Here is a 15,593-nt window from a genome sequence, read left to right on the forward strand (position 1 = left end):
GCCAGCCAGGCCGCCAGCCGTGTGCGGAGCTCGCGTACGGCCAGGTCGTCGCGGCCGTAGCGCCAGAAGCTGACCTTCTCGGTCTCGGCCCGGCGGCGCATGCGGATGACGACCGACCGGTCCATGATCGTGTCGGGGAGGTCGCCGATTCCGGCGAGGGCGGCCATGGCGAAGGTGTCGAACTTGACCACCTCGTGGTTGGGGCCGGTGACGCGCAGGGTGGGTCGGTTGCGCTGGTGGCCGGCGTTGAGCAGGCCGCGCATCTCCTCGTTCTTCTCCGCGACCTTCGGGCTGCCGAAGATGGTGTCGACCTCGTCCACGAGGAGCGTGGGCGGGTCGCCCTCGCCGATCGAGCGGAAGATCGCGGCGGCGGAGGCGTTGACCGTGATCAGCGGCTCGTGGACCGCTTCGATCAGGACTTCGAGCAGCCGCGACTTGCCGCAGCGCTTGGCCGGTCCGACCACGGCCAGGCGCGGCGCATGCTGCCACACGGTCTGCAGGTGGGTCGCAGCCGCCCACAGCGTGGTCGCGGTCAGGGCTTCGTCGCTCGGCATGACGACGTAGCGTCGGATGGCGTCCCGGAGCAGGTTCAGGACGTCTACGCCCTCGGGGTCCGGGGCAGGGGTGGGCGTGGGGGCGGTCGGCTGGCCGGGGACGGCGACCGGCGGCCAGGCGGCGGGAAGCGATGGCGTGTTCGGGGTGGCTTCGTCCATACTGGACATCGAGCTCCTCAATCTGCGGGCCATACGGGACGGCAATCCCGGCCATGCAGCTAGTCGTTCAGGGATGGGCGGCGTGAGGTTTGCGCTTTGAGCCCCTCGGTGTCGCAAGCACTGGGGGGCTTTTTGCATGTCTGGCTAGGTGCTGGCGGTCTCCTGCGGATAGCAGCGGTCCAGCACAATAACCATGCCACACGCAGAGCGGCTATGCAAGCGGCAGAACGTGGTGTACTGTTTAGGCTGCTGCGAATTGCAGGGACATGCTGCGAGAGGAAGGAGGGGGAATGTCCGACGACGACCACGAGGGCGAGCCCGAGGGCGTCCTGCTCAAGGGCGAGAACAACGCCGCCCAGCGGATCAAGGCCGAGCGCGAGCAGCGCGGCTGGAGCACCACCACGCTCTCCGACCGCCTCAACGAGGCCGGCTACGAGATGAACCCGTCGGCGGTATGGCGGATCGAGAACGGCAAGCGCCGCATCAACCTCGACGAGGCCATCGGCTTCGCCGAGGTCTTCGGGGTGTCGCTGTCCAACCTCGTCGGCCCGCCGGCCCTGGCCGCCGCCGGCCGCGCCATGGAGCTGATCGACACCGTCGTGGCCGCCAGCGCGGCCGCCCAGAGAGCCCAGCACGCGCACCGCCGGGCCAATGCCGAGCTCATCGCCTACCTCGACGAGCACCCGGACATCCGCGAGGAAGCCAACGCGATGGTCAGCAACGCCATCGCCGAGAGCACCATGAAGATCAACCAAGAGGAGTTCGGCCTGCCGCCCCAGCCATAGTCCGCCCCTCCGGCCGCCCTGGACCGCAAACCCCCAGGCTCCGGCTGCATCACACGCCCATCCCATCCCTGAACGACACCGGCCCGGCCGGGGTTGCCGCCCCATCCGCCGAGGCCAGGAGAGGACCCTGCTTGCGCCAGACGGCGATACCCCATGCCTCCGCCCAGCCCCGCACGGCGAAGGAGGTGAACACCAACGACCGTCTCCTCACCGTCGACGAGGCCGCCGAACGCCTCGGCACCGGCGTCCGCTTCATCCGCCGGCTGATCGCCGAGCGCCGGATCCGCTACGTGAAGCTCGGCAAGCACGTCCGGATCTCGGAGAGCGTGCTCACCGCCTACGTCGAGGAGCGAACGGTCGAACCCGTCCGCACCCGCCGCGCCGGCTTCGGGCTGGTGGCCTGATGGCACGACCCCGCACGAGGGCCCCGCGCCGCAGCTTCGGCGCGATCCGCCGGCTTCCCTCCGGCCGCTGGCAGGCCCGCTACCCCGGAACGGACGGCGTCCTGCGTGCCGCGCCCGAGACGTACGAGACCAAACGCGAAGCGGAGCTCTTCCTCGCCCAGGCCCAGGCGGACCAGGCCCGAGGCGACTGGATCGATCCGACCGCAGGCGAGGTGCTGTTTTCGGAATATGCCAAGCGCTGGATTGACGAGCGCGGTGTCGCAGCCACCACCGAGGAGCTGTACCGGCGGCTGCTCCGTCTCCACCTGGAGCCGACCTTCGGCGACCAGTACGTCAACGCCATCAGCCCCGCCAAGGTCAGGACCTGGCGCGCGGAGCGGCGGAAGGCGACCGGGGCCACGACGACCGCCAAGTCGTACCGCCTCCTCAAGGCCGTCATGCAGACGGCCGTCGAGGACGACCTGCTCCGCCGGAACCCCTGCTTCATCCGCGGGGCGGGCCGTGAGGACGCGGACGAGCGCCCCGTGGCCACCGTCGAGCAGGTCTTCGCCCTCGCCGAGGCCATCGGCATCCGCTGGCGGCTGATGGTCCTGCTCGGCGCCTTCGCCTCCATGCGGCCGGAAGAGCTTGCCGAACTCCGCCGAGCCGACATCGACCTCGACGCGGGCTCGGTACGGGTCCGGCGGGCCGCCCCGGAGCTGAACACCGGGCGCCGGGTGATCGGTGACCCCAAGTCCCGTGCGGGCAAACGGGAGATCATGCTGCCCGGCTTCATCCTCCTCGATGTCCGCCGGCACCTGGAGTGGTTCGCACAGGACGGACCCGGCGGCCTCGTCTTCGTGGGCGAGAAGGGCGCCGCCCTGCGCGGCACCACCTTCGGCCGGAAGTGGCGCAAGGCCCGTGACACGGTCGGCATGCCGAAGGAGTTCCGCTTTTACGACCTCCGGCACACCGGCAACACCCTCGCCGCCGATACCGGTGCCAAGCTGAAGGACCTGATGGTCCGCGCCGGCCAGTCCTCGGAGCGGGCGCAGCTGATCTACCAGCACTCCACCAAGGCCCACCAGCGCAAGCTCGCCGACGACATCGACGCGGATGTGCGCAGGCGGCGCGCGGCGGCTTCTCCGAGCTTGACCGAGGGCGGGAACGCCGTAGTCCGCATGCTTCCGCCCGCTCTCCCGCCTTCCCCGGCGAGCGCACGGCAGAGGTGACGTCATCGCATACGAAGAGGACCCCGGTGTCGGCACCGGGGTCCTCTTCGTATGCGGGCCGAGTCAGAGTCAGGGCCTCGGTGACGGACGCCAAGTGTCAGCGGTCGACGGTGTGCCAGGGGGCGTCCGGCCGGGTGGGGCGGGCGTCGGCGGCGAGCCGCAGAGCGTAGACCAGTCGTCCGTCCGGGTCGGGGACCGCGCCGAGGTAGTGGTGGCCTGTCATGTGGCACCAGGCGGGCAGGTCGAGCGGAGCAGCCGGGTCGGTGGCGATGACGTGGACGACGGCACCCGGTTCCGCGCCGTCGATCTCCTTGCGCAGGCGCAGCAGGAGGCTGACGCGGAGCATGCCCGTGCCGTCGACGGTGATGGCGGGCGTGGGTACGGGTGCGGTGCTCATCGGGGCACGGTCTGGGTGACGCGCCACAGCCGACGCGGCAGGTCGCCCTCCTCGAAGGCGTGGACGTCGTCCAGGGTCCAGCCGTCGGCGAGGTCGTCGACCAGGGCTCGGTCGAAGAAGTGGACGGCGAAGCCGCCGTGCTCGTAGATGTCGTCACCGTGGGCGGTGCCGGCGCCGTAGTGCGCGTCGCCGGTGTGCCGGACGGTGTAGACGAGCACGCCGCCCGGCCGCAGGACGCGGCGGATCTCGCCGACCGCTGCGTGGATCTCCTTCGTGGAGAGGGCCATGCACAGCAGCATGTGGGCGAAGACCCCGTCCACGGAGGCGTCCGCCAGAGGGAGCGGATCACGTACGTCGTGCACCGCCGTGCTGACCCGGTCGTCGACGTCCTGGGTGCGGGCGGCCTCCTCCAGCTGTTCAAGGCCGATGGCGGAGAAGTCGGTGGCCTGGACGGTGAACCCCTCGCGGGCGAAGTACAGGGCGTCTCGGCCGTGCCCGGCGCCGAGCTCCAGCACGTCACGGGCCCCGGCCGCACGGAACACGTCGGCTGCCCACGTGGCCGGTGCGGAGGGCCGCTCGCCGTACATGCCGGGATGGGCGGTGTAGGTGTCCTGCCAGTGCCGTCGCTGGATCTCGGCCAGCTCCTGCTCGTCCGCCACGGTCCTCGGCCTCCCGTTCGTGTCCGGGAGCAGCTTAGATGCGCCTTGCCGCGGCTGCTCAGCGGCTGTTCAGTGGCTGCGCGGGGCGTACATGATCACGGCCATGCCGGCGAGGCAGACCAGGGCGCCGATGACGTCGTAACGGTCGGGGCGGTAGCCGTCGGCGACCATGCCCCAGGCGATCGATCCGGCCACGAAGATCCCGCCGTACGCGGCGAGGATCCGGCCGAAGTTGTCGTCGGACTGGAAGGTCGCCACCACGCCGTAAAGGCCGAGGGCGATGACGCCGGCGCCGATCCAGATCCAGCCCTTGTGCTCGCGGATGCCTTGCCACACCAGCCAGGCTCCACCGATCTCGAACAGGGCGGCGACGGCGAACAGGGCAACGGAACGAGCGACAGTCATGTCGCCGGACCCTATCGGCGGCCCGCGCCGCTGATCCAAGTGCCGGTTGCGAGCAAGCGCAAGGCCGGTCAGAACGATCCACTGGTACGTGAATTCAGGATTATGTGTACTGTCAGCGTGTGCTGACTGTTGCCTCCGACATCGAGGTGCTGGCCCGGTTCGGCCGCGCTCTCGCCGACCCGATCCGCTGCCGCATCCTGCTCGCCCTCCGCGAGGCCCCGGCCTACCCGGCCGACCTCGCCGACGCGATCGGCGTTTCCCGTACCCGGCTTTCGAACCATCTGGCGTGCCTGCGTGACTGCGGCCTGGTCGTCACCGCCCCCGACGGCCGCCGTACCCGGTACGAGCTCGCCGACGAACGCCTCGGCCACGCCCTGGACGACCTGCGCACTGCCGTCGTGGCCGTCGAGACCGACCGCACCTGCTCGGATGCCGACGAGAAGGGCTGCTGCTGACCATGACCGCCGAGATATCGATATCCCTCGGCCCCTCCCCGGCCCGCCGCGACGTACTCACCCGCCGGATACGGCTGCTGGTTGCCGCGACGATCGCGTACAACGTGATCGAGGCCGGCGTCGCGATCACCGCCGGCACCCTCGCCTCCTCGACCGCCCTGATCGGCTTCGGCCTCGACTCGGTCATCGAGGTCTCCTCCGCCGCCGCGGTCGCCTGGCAGTTCTCCGCCCGCGATCATGCCGTCCGCGAGGCGCGTGAGCAGCGCACCCTGCGGATCATCGCCGTCTCCTTCTTCGCACTCGCCGCGTACGTCACCGTCGACGCCGTCCGCGCGCTCACCGGCACCGGGGAAGCCGAACGCTCCATCCCCGGCATCGTCATCGCCGCCCTCTCCCTCGCCGTCATGCCGTTCCTGTCGGCCGCCCAGCGCCGTGCCGGCCGCGAACTCGGCTCCGCCTCCGCGGTCGCCGACTCCAAGCAGACTCTGCTGTGCACGTACCTGTCCGCCGTGCTCCTGCTCGGCCTGGTCCTCAACGCCACGCTCGGCTGGTCCTGGGCCGACCCGATCGCCGCCCTGGTCATCGCCGCCATCGCCGTTAAGGAAGGCCGCGACGCCTGGCAGGGCAAGGGCTGCTGCGCGCCCCAGGCGGTGACAGCCGAGACAGATGCCTGCGGCTGCCGCGCCGACTGCGACTGCTGCGACTGAGTGGCGTGAAGCGGGAATCTCGGGTCTCGCCCTGATGCACCCTCAGGTCCCGTATGGCACGCGAATGGCACGTGAGCTCCGAGAGGTCTAGACAACGAAGAAGGCCCAGGTCGCTGACCTGGGCCTTCTCTCAAGAGCGGATGACGGGAATCGAACCCGCGCTATAAGCTTGGGAATCACCGTCGCCTTGGCCGCCCACATGGCCTCTGACCTGCGGGCAAGCATCTTCGCAGGGTGTTCCGAGGGGTTCCGCCCGCACCCCTGGTGACCGCTGTTCACCGCCGTGAAGGGCACGGATGGGGCACGCGACGGGTCTCCAGCAGGGTGCCCGGGGAGACGCTCCCCCTCGCAGCCGCTCCCACTCGGGGCGCGGTCGCGGCGATTCCGGAGGACAGCGGTCGCATCATGGGCGTCCGCCTGCCTCGTTCGGGTGGAATCTTTCCCCCTTGTCGGGGATCAGTGCTGGTCACATGGGGTGAAAGGGTCGCGTGGCTCGTTCCCCGTCCCCGGGCGGGAGGCGTTGATGGGGACGTGAGTACTTCAAGCGCCGCACCGATACTGTCCGCCGCTCTCGCCACCCCCGCTCGTCCCGTCGTGCACGACTCGGGCGCGGACACCGCGCCCGGCGTCATAGTCGTCGACTCCTGCACCACCCTCGGCACCACCCTGGTCGTCCGCCTCGCCGGAGAGATCGACCACTTCAGCGCCGCCCCGCTGCGGGCACTGCTGGCCTCGGCGGCCGACGACGGCTGCACCGGGCTCGTCCTGGACGCCTCCCGGGTCACCTTCTGCGACTCCGGTTTCCTGGCCGTCCTCGACTTGTGGCCCCAGCAGGGACGCCGTCTCAGACTCGCGAACCCCTCCCGGGCCGTTCAGCACCTTCTGAACGCCGTTGCACCAACACGACGGCAGCGGGCCCATGCAGGCTCCCTGACGGCGGCAGGCCGGTCATGACGTTCCTGCTCCTGACCTGCGTTCCGATGCTCGCAGCGGTTCTCCTCGCACACGGGGAACCGCGCGAACCAGGGCACCGCCGTCCCGCCCCGCCTCCGCGACCCGCACCTCGCAGGACTCTGATCCACTGCCGCCTGGCGCCCCCGCTCCTCTGCGCCATGCAATAGACGACGGAAGGGGTCGGGGCCCGCGACAGGGCGCGGGCCCCGACGGCGGATCTCCGGGCCGGCGCTGACTGGCGTCGCGAGGACGACGGGCGCCGACGCACCTGCCGGTGCCACGTCCGAGACGCCGGGTGCGCGGGCCTGGCGGCGGTCGTCACAACGGCCCCGGCGCATTCACTCCGTCGGGGCCGCCCTTCCGGATCGTCACACGTGAGCGTGCTCGATCCGTGTTCAATCGTACGACTTCTCGGCCGGGCGGGCCGGGCGAGAGCGGGACGTCGGGGTGGTCCGGCTCAGCCGCGCTCTTGTTCTTCGGCCTCCATGCGGAGGATTCCCTGGTGGGTGAGGGAGACCATCGCGGGTGTGTTGCCCGGTTCCCAGTCGACGCTGATCAGGCCCTCGCCGGTGAGGTAGGTGCAGGCGGCGGCCAGGTCTTCCTCCGGGATGCGCAGGTCGTTGCGCAGCTTCCGTCCCGTGATGCCGAGGAGGCGGTTGCCTTCGGTGGCTTCGTAGAGGGCGGTCAGGACCCGCTCGCGGTACCCCTGTCGCTGGTGGAGTGTGGCCATGACCGGGTCCTTTCGTCGTGTGAAGGTCCGATTCCGCTCAGACTTCGTCGACGTGGGTGCCGGTGAGAGGAGACGATCCGCTGGTGGTGAGCCAGGAGCGGGCGGGCTCTGCGGCGGTTTCGGTGTCGACGGAGAGGTGGAGCCGGGTGCCGCCGTCGAGGACGGGGTAGCTGCGCTGTTCCGTCCCGGCGAACGAGCGGCGGATCACCTCGGCGACCGCGCGGGCGGCTTCGGGGGTGGCGGCGACGATGCGGATCTCGGCCTGTCCGGCCGAGGGCAGGGCTGCGGTGTCGGTGCGGTACAAGGGGCGTGGTCCCTTCACGGGTGAGCGAGAGGCCGGCGGGTGGGTTGTCCCGGATGTCGGGTGCCCCACCCGCGGCCTTCGGTCGGAGGAGTGGTCTCTGGAGCGGTCAGGGCCAGGTGCCCATGGCCCTGCGGCGGGCGGCTTGCTCTGTCGGCGTGTGGGGGCTGTGACCGGGCGGTCGGAAGATGGCCGGGAAGGGGTCGCTGTAGTGGCGGGCGGCGATGCGCGCGTCGTGCTGGGCGTTGAGCCGGTGGACAAGGCGCGCGCCGAGCGTGATCAGCACGGCGACTGCCGCGAGTGCGATCAGGGTCTCCATGTCGTCACCACCGCGTGTTCTTCGGCAGCGGAATCATCCGCGCGCCGACGACCGGGTGCCGGAGGGGCGGCAGGGCGGCTCCTCCGTCCGTCTCCCAGGCGTCCTCGCTGCTGCGGGCGACGCGCATGCGGCGGCCGGTCGCGGCTTCGTCGGACATCAGGACACCGGCGGTGAGGACGCTGCCGGGGACGGCGGCGGCCGCCATGAGCCGGGTGGCCGCGGCGGGTTCGGTCTCGGGCGGTATCACCAGCAGGTCGACGCGGCCGACGGTGTAGGAGAGCAGGATCATCTTGTCGGGATCCTGTTCGGTGAACCAGCCGACGTGCACGGTGTGCCCGGCGACGGCGACCTTGTGCGGGACGACGGGCCAGCGGGTGGGGTTCACCGTGGCCCGTGTGATGCGTCCGAAGCGCTCTTCCAGCGCGTCGACCAGGGGCGGAAGCTCAGCGGCGAGGTCACGCGAGCGAGGCCACCAGGCGCCGTCCAGGAGACCGGCGAGTGTGGTCTTCGGCGTCAGCGAAAGGCGCGCCGAATGCGAGGGTGCGAGGGTGGTGGTCATGATCGCGGACCTGTCTCCGGGCCGCCCTGCAGGGCGGCCCAGTGTCTTGATCGCCGGAAACGACGTCCGCGTGGGAGCGGGTGTTCGAGTTACTCCCGGTACCTTCAGCCTACTCCGCGCCGGGGGCGGACGAGTGGTGTCCGTCCAGCCGATTTCCCGGGCCGGGAGCATCCGCCCGGTCGGCGTCGGTGACCTCACCTCGCGGCACGTCCCTCCGTCACCCGCGCCACTCGACCAGGAGGAGCGTGGCGTCGTCCGAAGTGGCCTCGCCGCGTGCCCGCTTGAGGGTGTGGGACAGGTCCCGCGCCACCGCGTGTACCTCCCGGTCCGCCCTGTCCAGCTGGTTCACCCAGTTGATCAGCTGGTCCTCGCCGAACTCCTCCTGCCCGCTCTCGTGCTCCTCGACCAGGCCGTCGGTGAAGCAGAGGATCCGGTCCCCGGGCAGCAGCGTCACCTCGCTGACCTGCGGCTGGTCTCCGCCGAAGCCGACGGGGAGGGTGGTGGGGCTGTCGAGGCGGCGTACGACGCGGTGGTCGCGGATCAGCATGGGGGCGGGGTGTCCGGCGTTGACCCACTGGAGGTGGCCGGTGTCGGTGTCGAGCCGCAGCATCTGGGCGGTGACGAAGTGGTCGGGGGCGAACTGCTGGGCGACGGCCCGGTCCATGAAGAGGTAGATCTCGGACAGTTCGACGCTGGTGCGGCGGGCGTGCCGGTACGCGCCGATGGCGACGGTGGCCATGGTCGCGGCGTCCAGGCCGTGGCCCATGGCGTCGATCATGGCGAGGTGGAGGACGTCGCCGTTCAGGGCGTAGTCGAAGCTGTCGCCGGCCACGTCGTAGGCGGGTTCCAGGACTCCGGCGACGGCGACGCGGGGCATCGTCATGGCGAGCGGCGGCAGGAGCGACCACTGGATCTCGGCGGCGACGCTCATCGGTTCGCCGCGGCGGGTGCGGAAGAAGAGGTCGGTGTAGCCGTTCTTGGTCCGGATGATGTCGGAGCCCAGGGCCGTGAGCCTGCGCAGGATGCGGCGGGCGTCATCGTCGACCGCGTCCAGCGTGACGGCCAGGACACCGGCCTGGTCGCCGCCGTCGAGCAGCGGGACGTGGACCCGCACCCCCTCGACCACCGGCACCTCGACCGGACGCGAGGTGAGGAAGCAACGACCGGCCGCCGAACCGTCGATGGGCACGGGGTCGCCGTCCGCCAATCCGTCCCCGGCGAGGGGGACCAGATTCCGCTGCCCGTAGTCCTGGAGCAGGATCCGCACCTCGCGGCCCCCGATCCGGGCGACCGCGTCGGCGAGGGCCGATCCGACCCGGTCGGGCGGCAACGCGTGGGTGTGGTCCAGGAGCCCGCCCAGCAGCATCTCCCCGAAGCTCTCCGAGCGGTCGGGGTCCCCGTCCTCGTACCGTCCGACGGTCATCCGGGGCCTCCAGGCGGGCGGCGGGGCGACACTGTGGACCGGTGCCGACGGGCCGGTCCGACGGCATCGCGGTGCGGCTTCCAGGATGCTTCGCGGTGGCCGGGGCCGCCACGCGCGTCCGCCGACTCCGGCTGCCCGGTCGGGGTCCCTCGGCGTGGGGCCCGGTGCCCCGCTGGGGACGGCCGGTGGTCAGTCAGGCCCGGCCCGGCGGTGCGGGTGGTGTCGACGGTGGGACGCAGGCGGGTGCCCTTGCCCGGGGCGGGTCAGCCGCACCGCTGACCGTCGGCGAGACGGTGGCGCAGGGTGTCGGCCACTCTGCGGGCGGCGTCCGTGGAGGCGGAGACGATCCGGACTTCGGCGTCCCCGGCGGCGACGGGGCTCCGGCGTCCGGCTCGTTGCGGTCCAGGACGGCACAGTCCTTCCCCCGGGGCCTGCCCGGGCGACCGAAGTGAGGCGGGTACGCCCCCATACGTCCACGGCACGTCCGGAGCCCGGGAGCCGATCGGTTCCCCGACGGAGAGCTGCGCGTCCGCGCGTCCTCCCGGAGTACGGTGAAAGTGCGGGGCCGTCGCCCCGCCCGCCGGCCCGGCGTCCACTGTCGCACCGACCCGGCGGAAGCGGCACCACCCGTGGACGGGCGGACCACCATGACCGACGCGAACGTTTCCCCCCACCACATCCCGGCGCCCCCGCGCCTCCTGCCGGACGAGATCCACCGGTCGGTCGGGCCGGGCACCGCGCTGCTCCGGATGGAGACGACCGGGTCCCGGCAGAGCCTTCTGGACGGCGCGTGGTGGCCGCGCTCACGTGACGTCGAGCGGGAGCTCCCGTCGCTGCTCACCGCCCTGACCGAGTACCTCGGGCCCGTCACCCGGGTCGGCCTGGACGCCTCCGCCTGGAACGCCATCCCGACCCGCCTGGTGGTCGACGGCCGGGTCGTGCACCTCGACTCCTTCCCCGTCGGCGACGACACCGTCCTGGTCACCCGCGGCGACAACGACCACTTCTCCCTGATGGTCGTCCCGCCGGACACACCACCGGAGGCCGCCCGCGAGGCCATGGCCCGCGCCGTCGACGCCGACAACGCCACGCAGGCCGCCGAGATCCTCCTCGCCGGGCCGCCCGGGTCGGCGGGCCCGCCGCGGGAGTCGGCCTGATCAGAGGGTAAGACTCAGACGAAGCCGGAGGCGCCGCGGTCCGTCGCGAGGGGGAACAGACGCAGAGTGCCCGTGATCTCGAACAGGCGCCGGATCCGGAAGGGAAGCGGCCCGACGAGGACGAGCCCGGCGGGTCCGCGATGCGCCTCGACCAGTGCGTGGAGGAAGGTGGGGTCCCCGAAGCCCACCTGGGAGACATCGAGCAGGATTCGCTCGGCGTCGTCCCGGCGGGCATCGCCGAGTGCCTCGCGCAGGCAAGCGACGGTGTCGGCGTCGAACTCGCCCGCCGCACGGAGAAACCACGTCGCGGATGCCTCGTTGCCCACACGCTCGACGCGTGCGTATCCGTTCACCGCTCGGTAGACGCCCCGCGCGGAGTGAAGGGCGACATGCGGCGCCTCGCCGCTCGGGATCCGTGGGTTGTTCGTTTCCATCACAATCAGCCCCCCTCACCGGTGTGGGTTGGCTGGAGGATCCTTCGGCCGTTTTTCCAGTGTGCATCCCCGCGTCATCGTCTGTCAGCGGGGTAGGTCGATCCGGGCATGGACGGTCTTGCCGCTCCCGTGGCACATCACGGTCAGCTCGCTGGTCAGACGGGCGATGATGCCCCAGCCGTATCCGCCGTCCCCGTCAGAGCTGGGGCTCCTGGGATGCGGTGGTTCGCGGCTTTGATCGCTCACGTCTATGTCCATGGCGTCCGGTCGCAGGGTGAGGTCCACGGAGCATCCGCCTCCGGCATGACGGACGGCGTTGGTCACCAGTTCGCTGACCACCAGCATCGCGTCGGCCTCGGTCACCTCACCGACCGCCTTGCCCGCCAGGAGGGCATCGGCCACGAGGCCGTGCATCTCGCGGCGTGCCTCGGCGGCGGCCCACGGGCCACGGATGGTGCGGTGCCGTCGAATCGAGGCCGCCATGTCGGTCCTCTCTGCGAGGGAGTGCGCCGGCTCTTACGGGGCCGTCTGCCCACATGTGGGCCGCCGATGCGCAGCCCAGCCGGGAAACGGCGGTTCCCGGACGGCTCTCCGGGGACCACACGAAGGCCGGACGCTCGGAGGAGACCGGGAGCGGCGGTCGGCCATCAGCGGTCAGCTCGCGGACCACGGGCCGGTTCGGCCTGCTCAGGGTGCTGGTCGTGGCGGATGTCGTACGGTCCTGGTGCGCTCGTGGGGACGTCGGGTGGCGCGCCGTGAGACGTCGTGCGAACCGGCGCGCGGCTTCTGACGGAGGGCATGAGCCGCCGGCAGGCCAGCCCGTCCAATGTTCCGCGGCCGAAGGCCCTCTGACCATGAAACGCGTCTCCACGCCGAGACGGCTGCGGGAGGGGGCGCCCCGTATGCGGACCGTTCGCCCCCTGCCCCGGGCCGAGAGCCCGCGCGATGCTGGGAAGGAGGAGGACTCGTCGCACGTATTCACCACCGCCGACTGGGGCGTTGAGGTCACCCTGGCCGAGCTGAAGGACATCCAGCTGCCCGAGAGCACGAAGCGCGCCATGGCGCGCCAGGCGAAGACCGAGCGGGAGAAGAGAGTGAAGATCATCATTGACGTTGAAGGTCTTCAGGCGGGCGGCCTTCTGCAGCCGTTCGGAGTGCCGCGGCGGAGAGTCGGTGGAGCAGCCGCTCATGAAGGCGGCGCGCAGGCCGGAGCGACCGCTGTTCAGTCGAAGGCGAGCTCGCGGAACGCGTTGCGGACGTCGGTCAGTGGCTGGCGGTCGCGGGTGTAGTAGAGCTTGTTGGTGAGGAGTACCGCCCACCGCTCCTGGGCGGGGGAGATCCACATGCCGGTGCCGGTGAAGCCGTAGTGGACCCAGACGTCCTGCTCGGCGGTCGTGCCGGAAGCCGGGTGCCAGAACAGGCCGCGTTCCGGCTGGAGGCCGCCGGTCTGCACGGTGAGGGAGTGGGCCCTCCAATCGGCGCCGAAGCCGACGTCGCCTGGGGCCGTGGTGTGGTCGAGCATGTAGCGGAGGAAGACGGCCAGGTCGTCGAGGACGGTGAAGGCGCCGGCGATGCCGCACACCCCGCCGAGGAGCCGGGCGGAGAAGTCGTGGGCGGTGCCCTTGAGGTGGGTGCCGGTGTGCTGGTCGAGTTCGGTGGGGGCGCAACGGGCGGCGATGCCGGCGGGCAGCGGGCCGAAGTGGGTGGTGTTCATGCCCAGGGGGCGCCATGTCCTAGCCTCGTAGAGCTGGTCGAGGGGCTGGCCGGAGAGGTGTTCGGCGAGGTAGCCGAGGATGAGGGCAGCCCGGTCGGTGTACTCGACGGCTTGGCCGGGCGGCCGGTTGAGGACTTCGTGCAGGACTCCGCGGCGGATGGCGGCGACGTCGGTGCCGTAGAGGCTTTTCAGCTGGGCCCGGAGGGGGAGGCCGGCGGTGTGGGTCAGGAGCTGCCGCGCGGTCACGGTGCCGAGGGGGTGGCCGGTGACCTCGTCCCAGAAGGTGCCGAGCGGGGCGTCGAGGTCGAGGACGCCGTCCTCCCACAGGGCGCCGATGGACGCCCAGACGGCGAGGATCTTGGTGAGGCTGGCGGCGTCGAAGACGGTGTCCGGCCGCATCCTCACGTTCGGCTCGTCGGGGTCGAGGACGCCGGTGGTGCCCGTCGCCCGGACGCCGGCGGAGTCGCCTACGGCCCACACCGCGCCCGGGTAGACCTTGTCGCGGACGCCTTCGTTCAGCAGGTTCTCGATGCGCTCGGTGCGGTACGGCATGGTCTCCCTCTTCGTGTGGGCATCCCAGCGGCCAGCGTAGTGACGTGGGCCGGTCGGGCTGGGCAACGGCGTGCCGCTGGTCGCGGGGGCGTTGCCCGCCCCGGCTGGTTCTCAGGTGAGCTGTCGGCCGAGGCCGGCCAGTTCTCGGGCGGTCTTCGACAGGGGGTACCGGGCGGCGTTGGCGTACCCGGCCTGCCGGAGGGCGGGGAGGAGACCGGGTTCGGTTCGCAGGCGGTCGAGATCCCGGGCGAGGGCGGTGGGCTGGGTGAAGTCGGTGGCCATGCCGGCGTGGGCGAGGGCTTCGCTGAGGCCGGGGACGGGCTGGTAGAGGACGGGGAGGCCGCAGGCTTGGGCTTCCAGGGCGACCAGGCCCATGGCCTCCAGGGTCGTGGAGGGCATGACGAGTACGTCGTGCTCGGCGAAGGTCTTCCACAGCTGGGGACGGCGGAGCCAGCCGAGATAGTTGGCCCTTACCCCGGTCCGTTGCAGCCGTGGGGCCAGGGCATGGAACTGGGCGCTGGGGGCGGCGATCGACAGCTCGACGCCCTGGAGCGGGGCCACGCTCCGGATCAGGGCCTCGACGCCTTTCTCGGCGGTCAGCCGGCCCGCGTACAGCAGGCGGAGGTGGCTCTTGGATGTGTGGGTGGTTCGGGCGGGCGGGTCGGTGAGGAGGCGGTCGGGGATGCCCCAAGGGATGTGGGTGATTTTGCGGCGGTCGGTCTGCGGGGCGAGCTTGAGGAGGTGGTCGGCCATGGCACCGGTGGGGACGACGATGGCATCGGCCGCCCGGGCGGTGGCCCGCAGGATCTGGAGCTGGTCGCGGTGGGCTTCGGCGAAGAGCAGGTCGGTGCCGTGGACCAGGGCGATGCGGGGGTGCGCGGGCAGGGCCCGGATCAGGGCGGGGGTGGCGCCGAAGGCGAGGTGCTGCAGGTGCAGGACGTCGATCTGGGACGGGTTGATCGCGGCCGTCAGGGCTTGGCGCAGGTGGGAGACGTACCGGTGGAAGGCGGGGCCCTCCAGGCACTTACCGCTCGCGCTGAGCAGGTCGAGGCCGGCCGGTGTCCGCGGGCGGGGTCCGGTCGGGGCGAGCATGAAGGCCCTTGCGGGAATGAGGGGTTTCTCGCCGGTGTAGAGGTCGAGGAAGAGTTCGACGCTGCCGCCGGGGCTGCCGACGGGCAGGTCCAGGAAGGTGGCGACCAGCGGATTCCGGTCAGGACTCACCGGCGGCCTCCGTCGATCTCCTCGTAGAGGCGGGAGATGTCGATCCCGTCGGTGGAGGCGTACTTCGCGAGCTGCCGCTGGTAGCTGGCCGGGGTGCCCTGGGAGGCCAGGAAGACCAGCTTGCCGAACGTCATGCCCGGGTAGACGCGGACGGGCCGGGCCGCGCGGATCTCCAGGGTCCAGCGGATGGCGTGGCCCTGGTGTCCGAGCGGGGCGGAGACGTGGACCCAGATGCCGAGGGCTCCGATGGTGCGGTCGCCGTTGAGCATCTGCGCGTACGCCTCCGAGCCGGTGCGCTCGTGGGTGACGCCGAGGTAGAGCAGGCCGGGCTGGAGTACCAGGCCGGTGGTGGGGATCGCCTGCTCGGTGTAGGTGGTGGGGATGGCGGCGTCGAGGTCGCCGGCGCAGACGCGGAGGGTGTCGCCGAGGCGCCAGTCGTAGGCGTTCGGGGAGACGCGGGCGGGGTCGTACGGGTCGATGGTGATCTCGCCGG

Annotated in this window: 20 protein-coding genes and 1 pseudogene; 7 read left to right on the forward strand and 14 right to left on the reverse strand. The window is 71.3% G+C overall.

The features are described from left to right. Positions 1 to 713 (reverse strand): annotated as a pseudogene (locus ESG85_RS29650) (DUF3631 domain-containing protein); the annotation flags it as partial. Between the two features lie 290 nt (positions 714 to 1,003). On the opposite strand from ESG85_RS29650, the gene ESG85_RS29655 reads away from it, so the two are divergent. The 3 genes from ESG85_RS29655 (at position 1,004) to ESG85_RS29665 (ending at position 3,113) form a co-directional block, all read left to right on the forward strand. Further along, entirely contained in the window at positions 1,004 to 1,498 is a 495-nt protein-coding gene (locus ESG85_RS29655) for a helix-turn-helix domain-containing protein (RefSeq protein ID WP_128984265.1), read from the forward strand. Positions 1,499 to 1,683: 185 nt separating this feature from the next. Next, positions 1,684 to 1,902: an excisionase family DNA-binding protein gene (locus tag ESG85_RS29660; protein WP_128984282.1), complete on the forward strand. Its 219-nt coding sequence runs from the start codon at positions 1,684 to 1,686 to the stop codon at positions 1,900 to 1,902. Then, the gene (locus tag ESG85_RS29665) at positions 1,902 to 3,113 is read left to right on the forward strand and encodes a tyrosine-type recombinase/integrase (protein ID WP_246095389.1); all 1,212 of its coding nucleotides are present in this window, start codon (positions 1,902 to 1,904) and stop codon (positions 3,111 to 3,113) included. Before ESG85_RS29660 ends, ESG85_RS29665 begins: the two co-directional genes overlap by 1 nt. A 97-nt stretch (positions 3,114 to 3,210) precedes the next feature. Here ESG85_RS29665 and ESG85_RS29670 read toward each other — a convergent pair whose 3' ends face one another. The 3 genes from ESG85_RS29670 to ESG85_RS29680 form a co-directional block, all read right to left on the reverse strand. Next, positions 3,211 to 3,510: a sulfurtransferase TusA family protein gene (locus ESG85_RS29670; RefSeq protein ID WP_128984266.1), complete on the reverse strand. Its 300-nt coding sequence runs from the start codon at positions 3,508 to 3,510 to the stop codon at positions 3,211 to 3,213. After that, complete coding sequence (locus tag ESG85_RS29675; protein ID WP_128984267.1) at positions 3,507 to 4,169, reverse strand: class I SAM-dependent methyltransferase; 663 nt, start codon at positions 4,167 to 4,169, stop codon at positions 3,507 to 3,509. The genes ESG85_RS29670 and ESG85_RS29675 overlap by 4 nt, the downstream gene beginning before the upstream one ends. Before the next feature lie 69 nt (positions 4,170 to 4,238). After that, the gene (locus ESG85_RS29680; protein ID WP_128984268.1) at positions 4,239 to 4,574 is read right to left on the reverse strand and encodes a YnfA family protein; all 336 of its coding nucleotides are present in this window, start codon (positions 4,572 to 4,574) and stop codon (positions 4,239 to 4,241) included. Positions 4,575 to 4,693: 119 nt separating this feature from the next. Between ESG85_RS29680 and ESG85_RS29685 the strand changes: the two genes are divergently transcribed. The 3 genes from ESG85_RS29685 (at position 4,694) to ESG85_RS29695 (ending at position 6,690) form a co-directional block, all read left to right on the forward strand. Continuing rightward, positions 4,694 to 5,029, forward strand: a complete 336-nt coding sequence (locus ESG85_RS29685; RefSeq protein ID WP_128984269.1) for an ArsR/SmtB family transcription factor — start codon at positions 4,694 to 4,696, stop codon at positions 5,027 to 5,029. A gap of 2 nt (positions 5,030 to 5,031) precedes the next feature. Next, positions 5,032 to 5,736, forward strand: a complete 705-nt coding sequence (locus ESG85_RS29690) for a cation efflux transmembrane domain-containing protein (RefSeq protein WP_128984270.1) — start codon at positions 5,032 to 5,034, stop codon at positions 5,734 to 5,736. 531 nt (positions 5,737 to 6,267) lie between these two features. Continuing rightward, positions 6,268 to 6,690 (forward strand): STAS domain-containing protein, encoded by a 423-nt coding sequence (locus ESG85_RS29695; RefSeq protein WP_164986352.1) that lies wholly within the window; start codon positions 6,268 to 6,270, stop codon positions 6,688 to 6,690. Positions 6,691 to 7,147: 457 nt separating this feature from the next. On the opposite strand, the gene ESG85_RS29700 is transcribed toward ESG85_RS29695, so the two are convergent. From ESG85_RS29700 to ESG85_RS29720, 5 genes are all read right to left on the reverse strand, one after another. Next, a complete protein-coding gene (locus ESG85_RS29700) occupies positions 7,148 to 7,420 on the reverse strand; it encodes a hypothetical protein (RefSeq protein WP_128984272.1) in 273 nt (90 codons plus the stop codon). 37 nt (positions 7,421 to 7,457) lie between these two features. After that, entirely contained in the window at positions 7,458 to 7,724 is a 267-nt protein-coding gene (locus tag ESG85_RS29705; RefSeq protein ID WP_128984273.1) for a hypothetical protein, read from the reverse strand. Positions 7,725 to 7,830: 106 nt separating this feature from the next. Next, positions 7,831 to 8,040, reverse strand: coding sequence for a hypothetical protein (locus ESG85_RS29710; protein WP_128984274.1), 210 nt, complete (start codon positions 8,038 to 8,040; stop codon positions 7,831 to 7,833). Positions 8,041 to 8,044: 4 nt separating this feature from the next. Continuing rightward, the gene (locus ESG85_RS29715) at positions 8,045 to 8,599 is read right to left on the reverse strand and encodes a DUF5994 family protein (protein WP_128984275.1); all 555 of its coding nucleotides are present in this window, start codon (positions 8,597 to 8,599) and stop codon (positions 8,045 to 8,047) included. Positions 8,600 to 8,816: 217 nt separating this feature from the next. Continuing rightward, positions 8,817 to 10,022 (reverse strand): PP2C family protein-serine/threonine phosphatase, encoded by a 1,206-nt coding sequence (locus ESG85_RS29720; RefSeq protein WP_128984276.1) that lies wholly within the window; start codon positions 10,020 to 10,022, stop codon positions 8,817 to 8,819. A 647-nt stretch (positions 10,023 to 10,669) separates the two neighbouring features. Here ESG85_RS29720 and ESG85_RS29725 point away from each other — a divergent pair. Then, a complete protein-coding gene (locus ESG85_RS29725; protein WP_128984277.1) occupies positions 10,670 to 11,179 on the forward strand; it encodes a DUF5994 family protein in 510 nt (169 codons plus the stop codon). Positions 11,180 to 11,193: 14 nt separating this feature from the next. On the opposite strand, the gene ESG85_RS29730 is transcribed toward ESG85_RS29725, so the two are convergent. From ESG85_RS29730 to ESG85_RS29755, 5 genes are all read right to left on the reverse strand, one after another. Then, positions 11,194 to 11,613 carry an STAS domain-containing protein gene (locus tag ESG85_RS29730; protein WP_128984278.1) on the reverse strand — a complete coding sequence of 140 codons (420 nt, stop codon included), beginning with the start codon at positions 11,611 to 11,613 and terminating at the stop codon, positions 11,194 to 11,196. A gap of 84 nt (positions 11,614 to 11,697) precedes the next feature. Then, positions 11,698 to 12,096: an ATP-binding protein gene (locus tag ESG85_RS29735; protein WP_128984279.1), complete on the reverse strand. Its 399-nt coding sequence runs from the start codon at positions 12,094 to 12,096 to the stop codon at positions 11,698 to 11,700. Positions 12,097 to 12,835: 739 nt separating this feature from the next. Then, positions 12,836 to 13,879 carry a serine hydrolase domain-containing protein gene (locus tag ESG85_RS29745; RefSeq protein ID WP_128984280.1) on the reverse strand — a complete coding sequence of 348 codons (1,044 nt, stop codon included), beginning with the start codon at positions 13,877 to 13,879 and terminating at the stop codon, positions 12,836 to 12,838. Positions 13,880 to 13,990: 111 nt separating this feature from the next. Then, entirely contained in the window at positions 13,991 to 15,100 is a 1,110-nt protein-coding gene (locus ESG85_RS29750; protein WP_128984281.1) for a glycosyltransferase family 4 protein, read from the reverse strand. Further along, positions 15,097 to 15,593: dCTP deaminase (locus tag ESG85_RS29755; protein WP_128984031.1), on the reverse strand; the 497-nt coding region annotated here is incomplete at its 5' end. The genes ESG85_RS29750 and ESG85_RS29755, both read right to left, overlap by 4 nt.

Source organism: Streptomyces roseicoloratus (genome assembly GCF_004117935.1).
Lineage (GTDB): Bacteria > Actinomycetota > Actinomycetes > Streptomycetales > Streptomycetaceae > Streptomyces > Streptomyces roseicoloratus.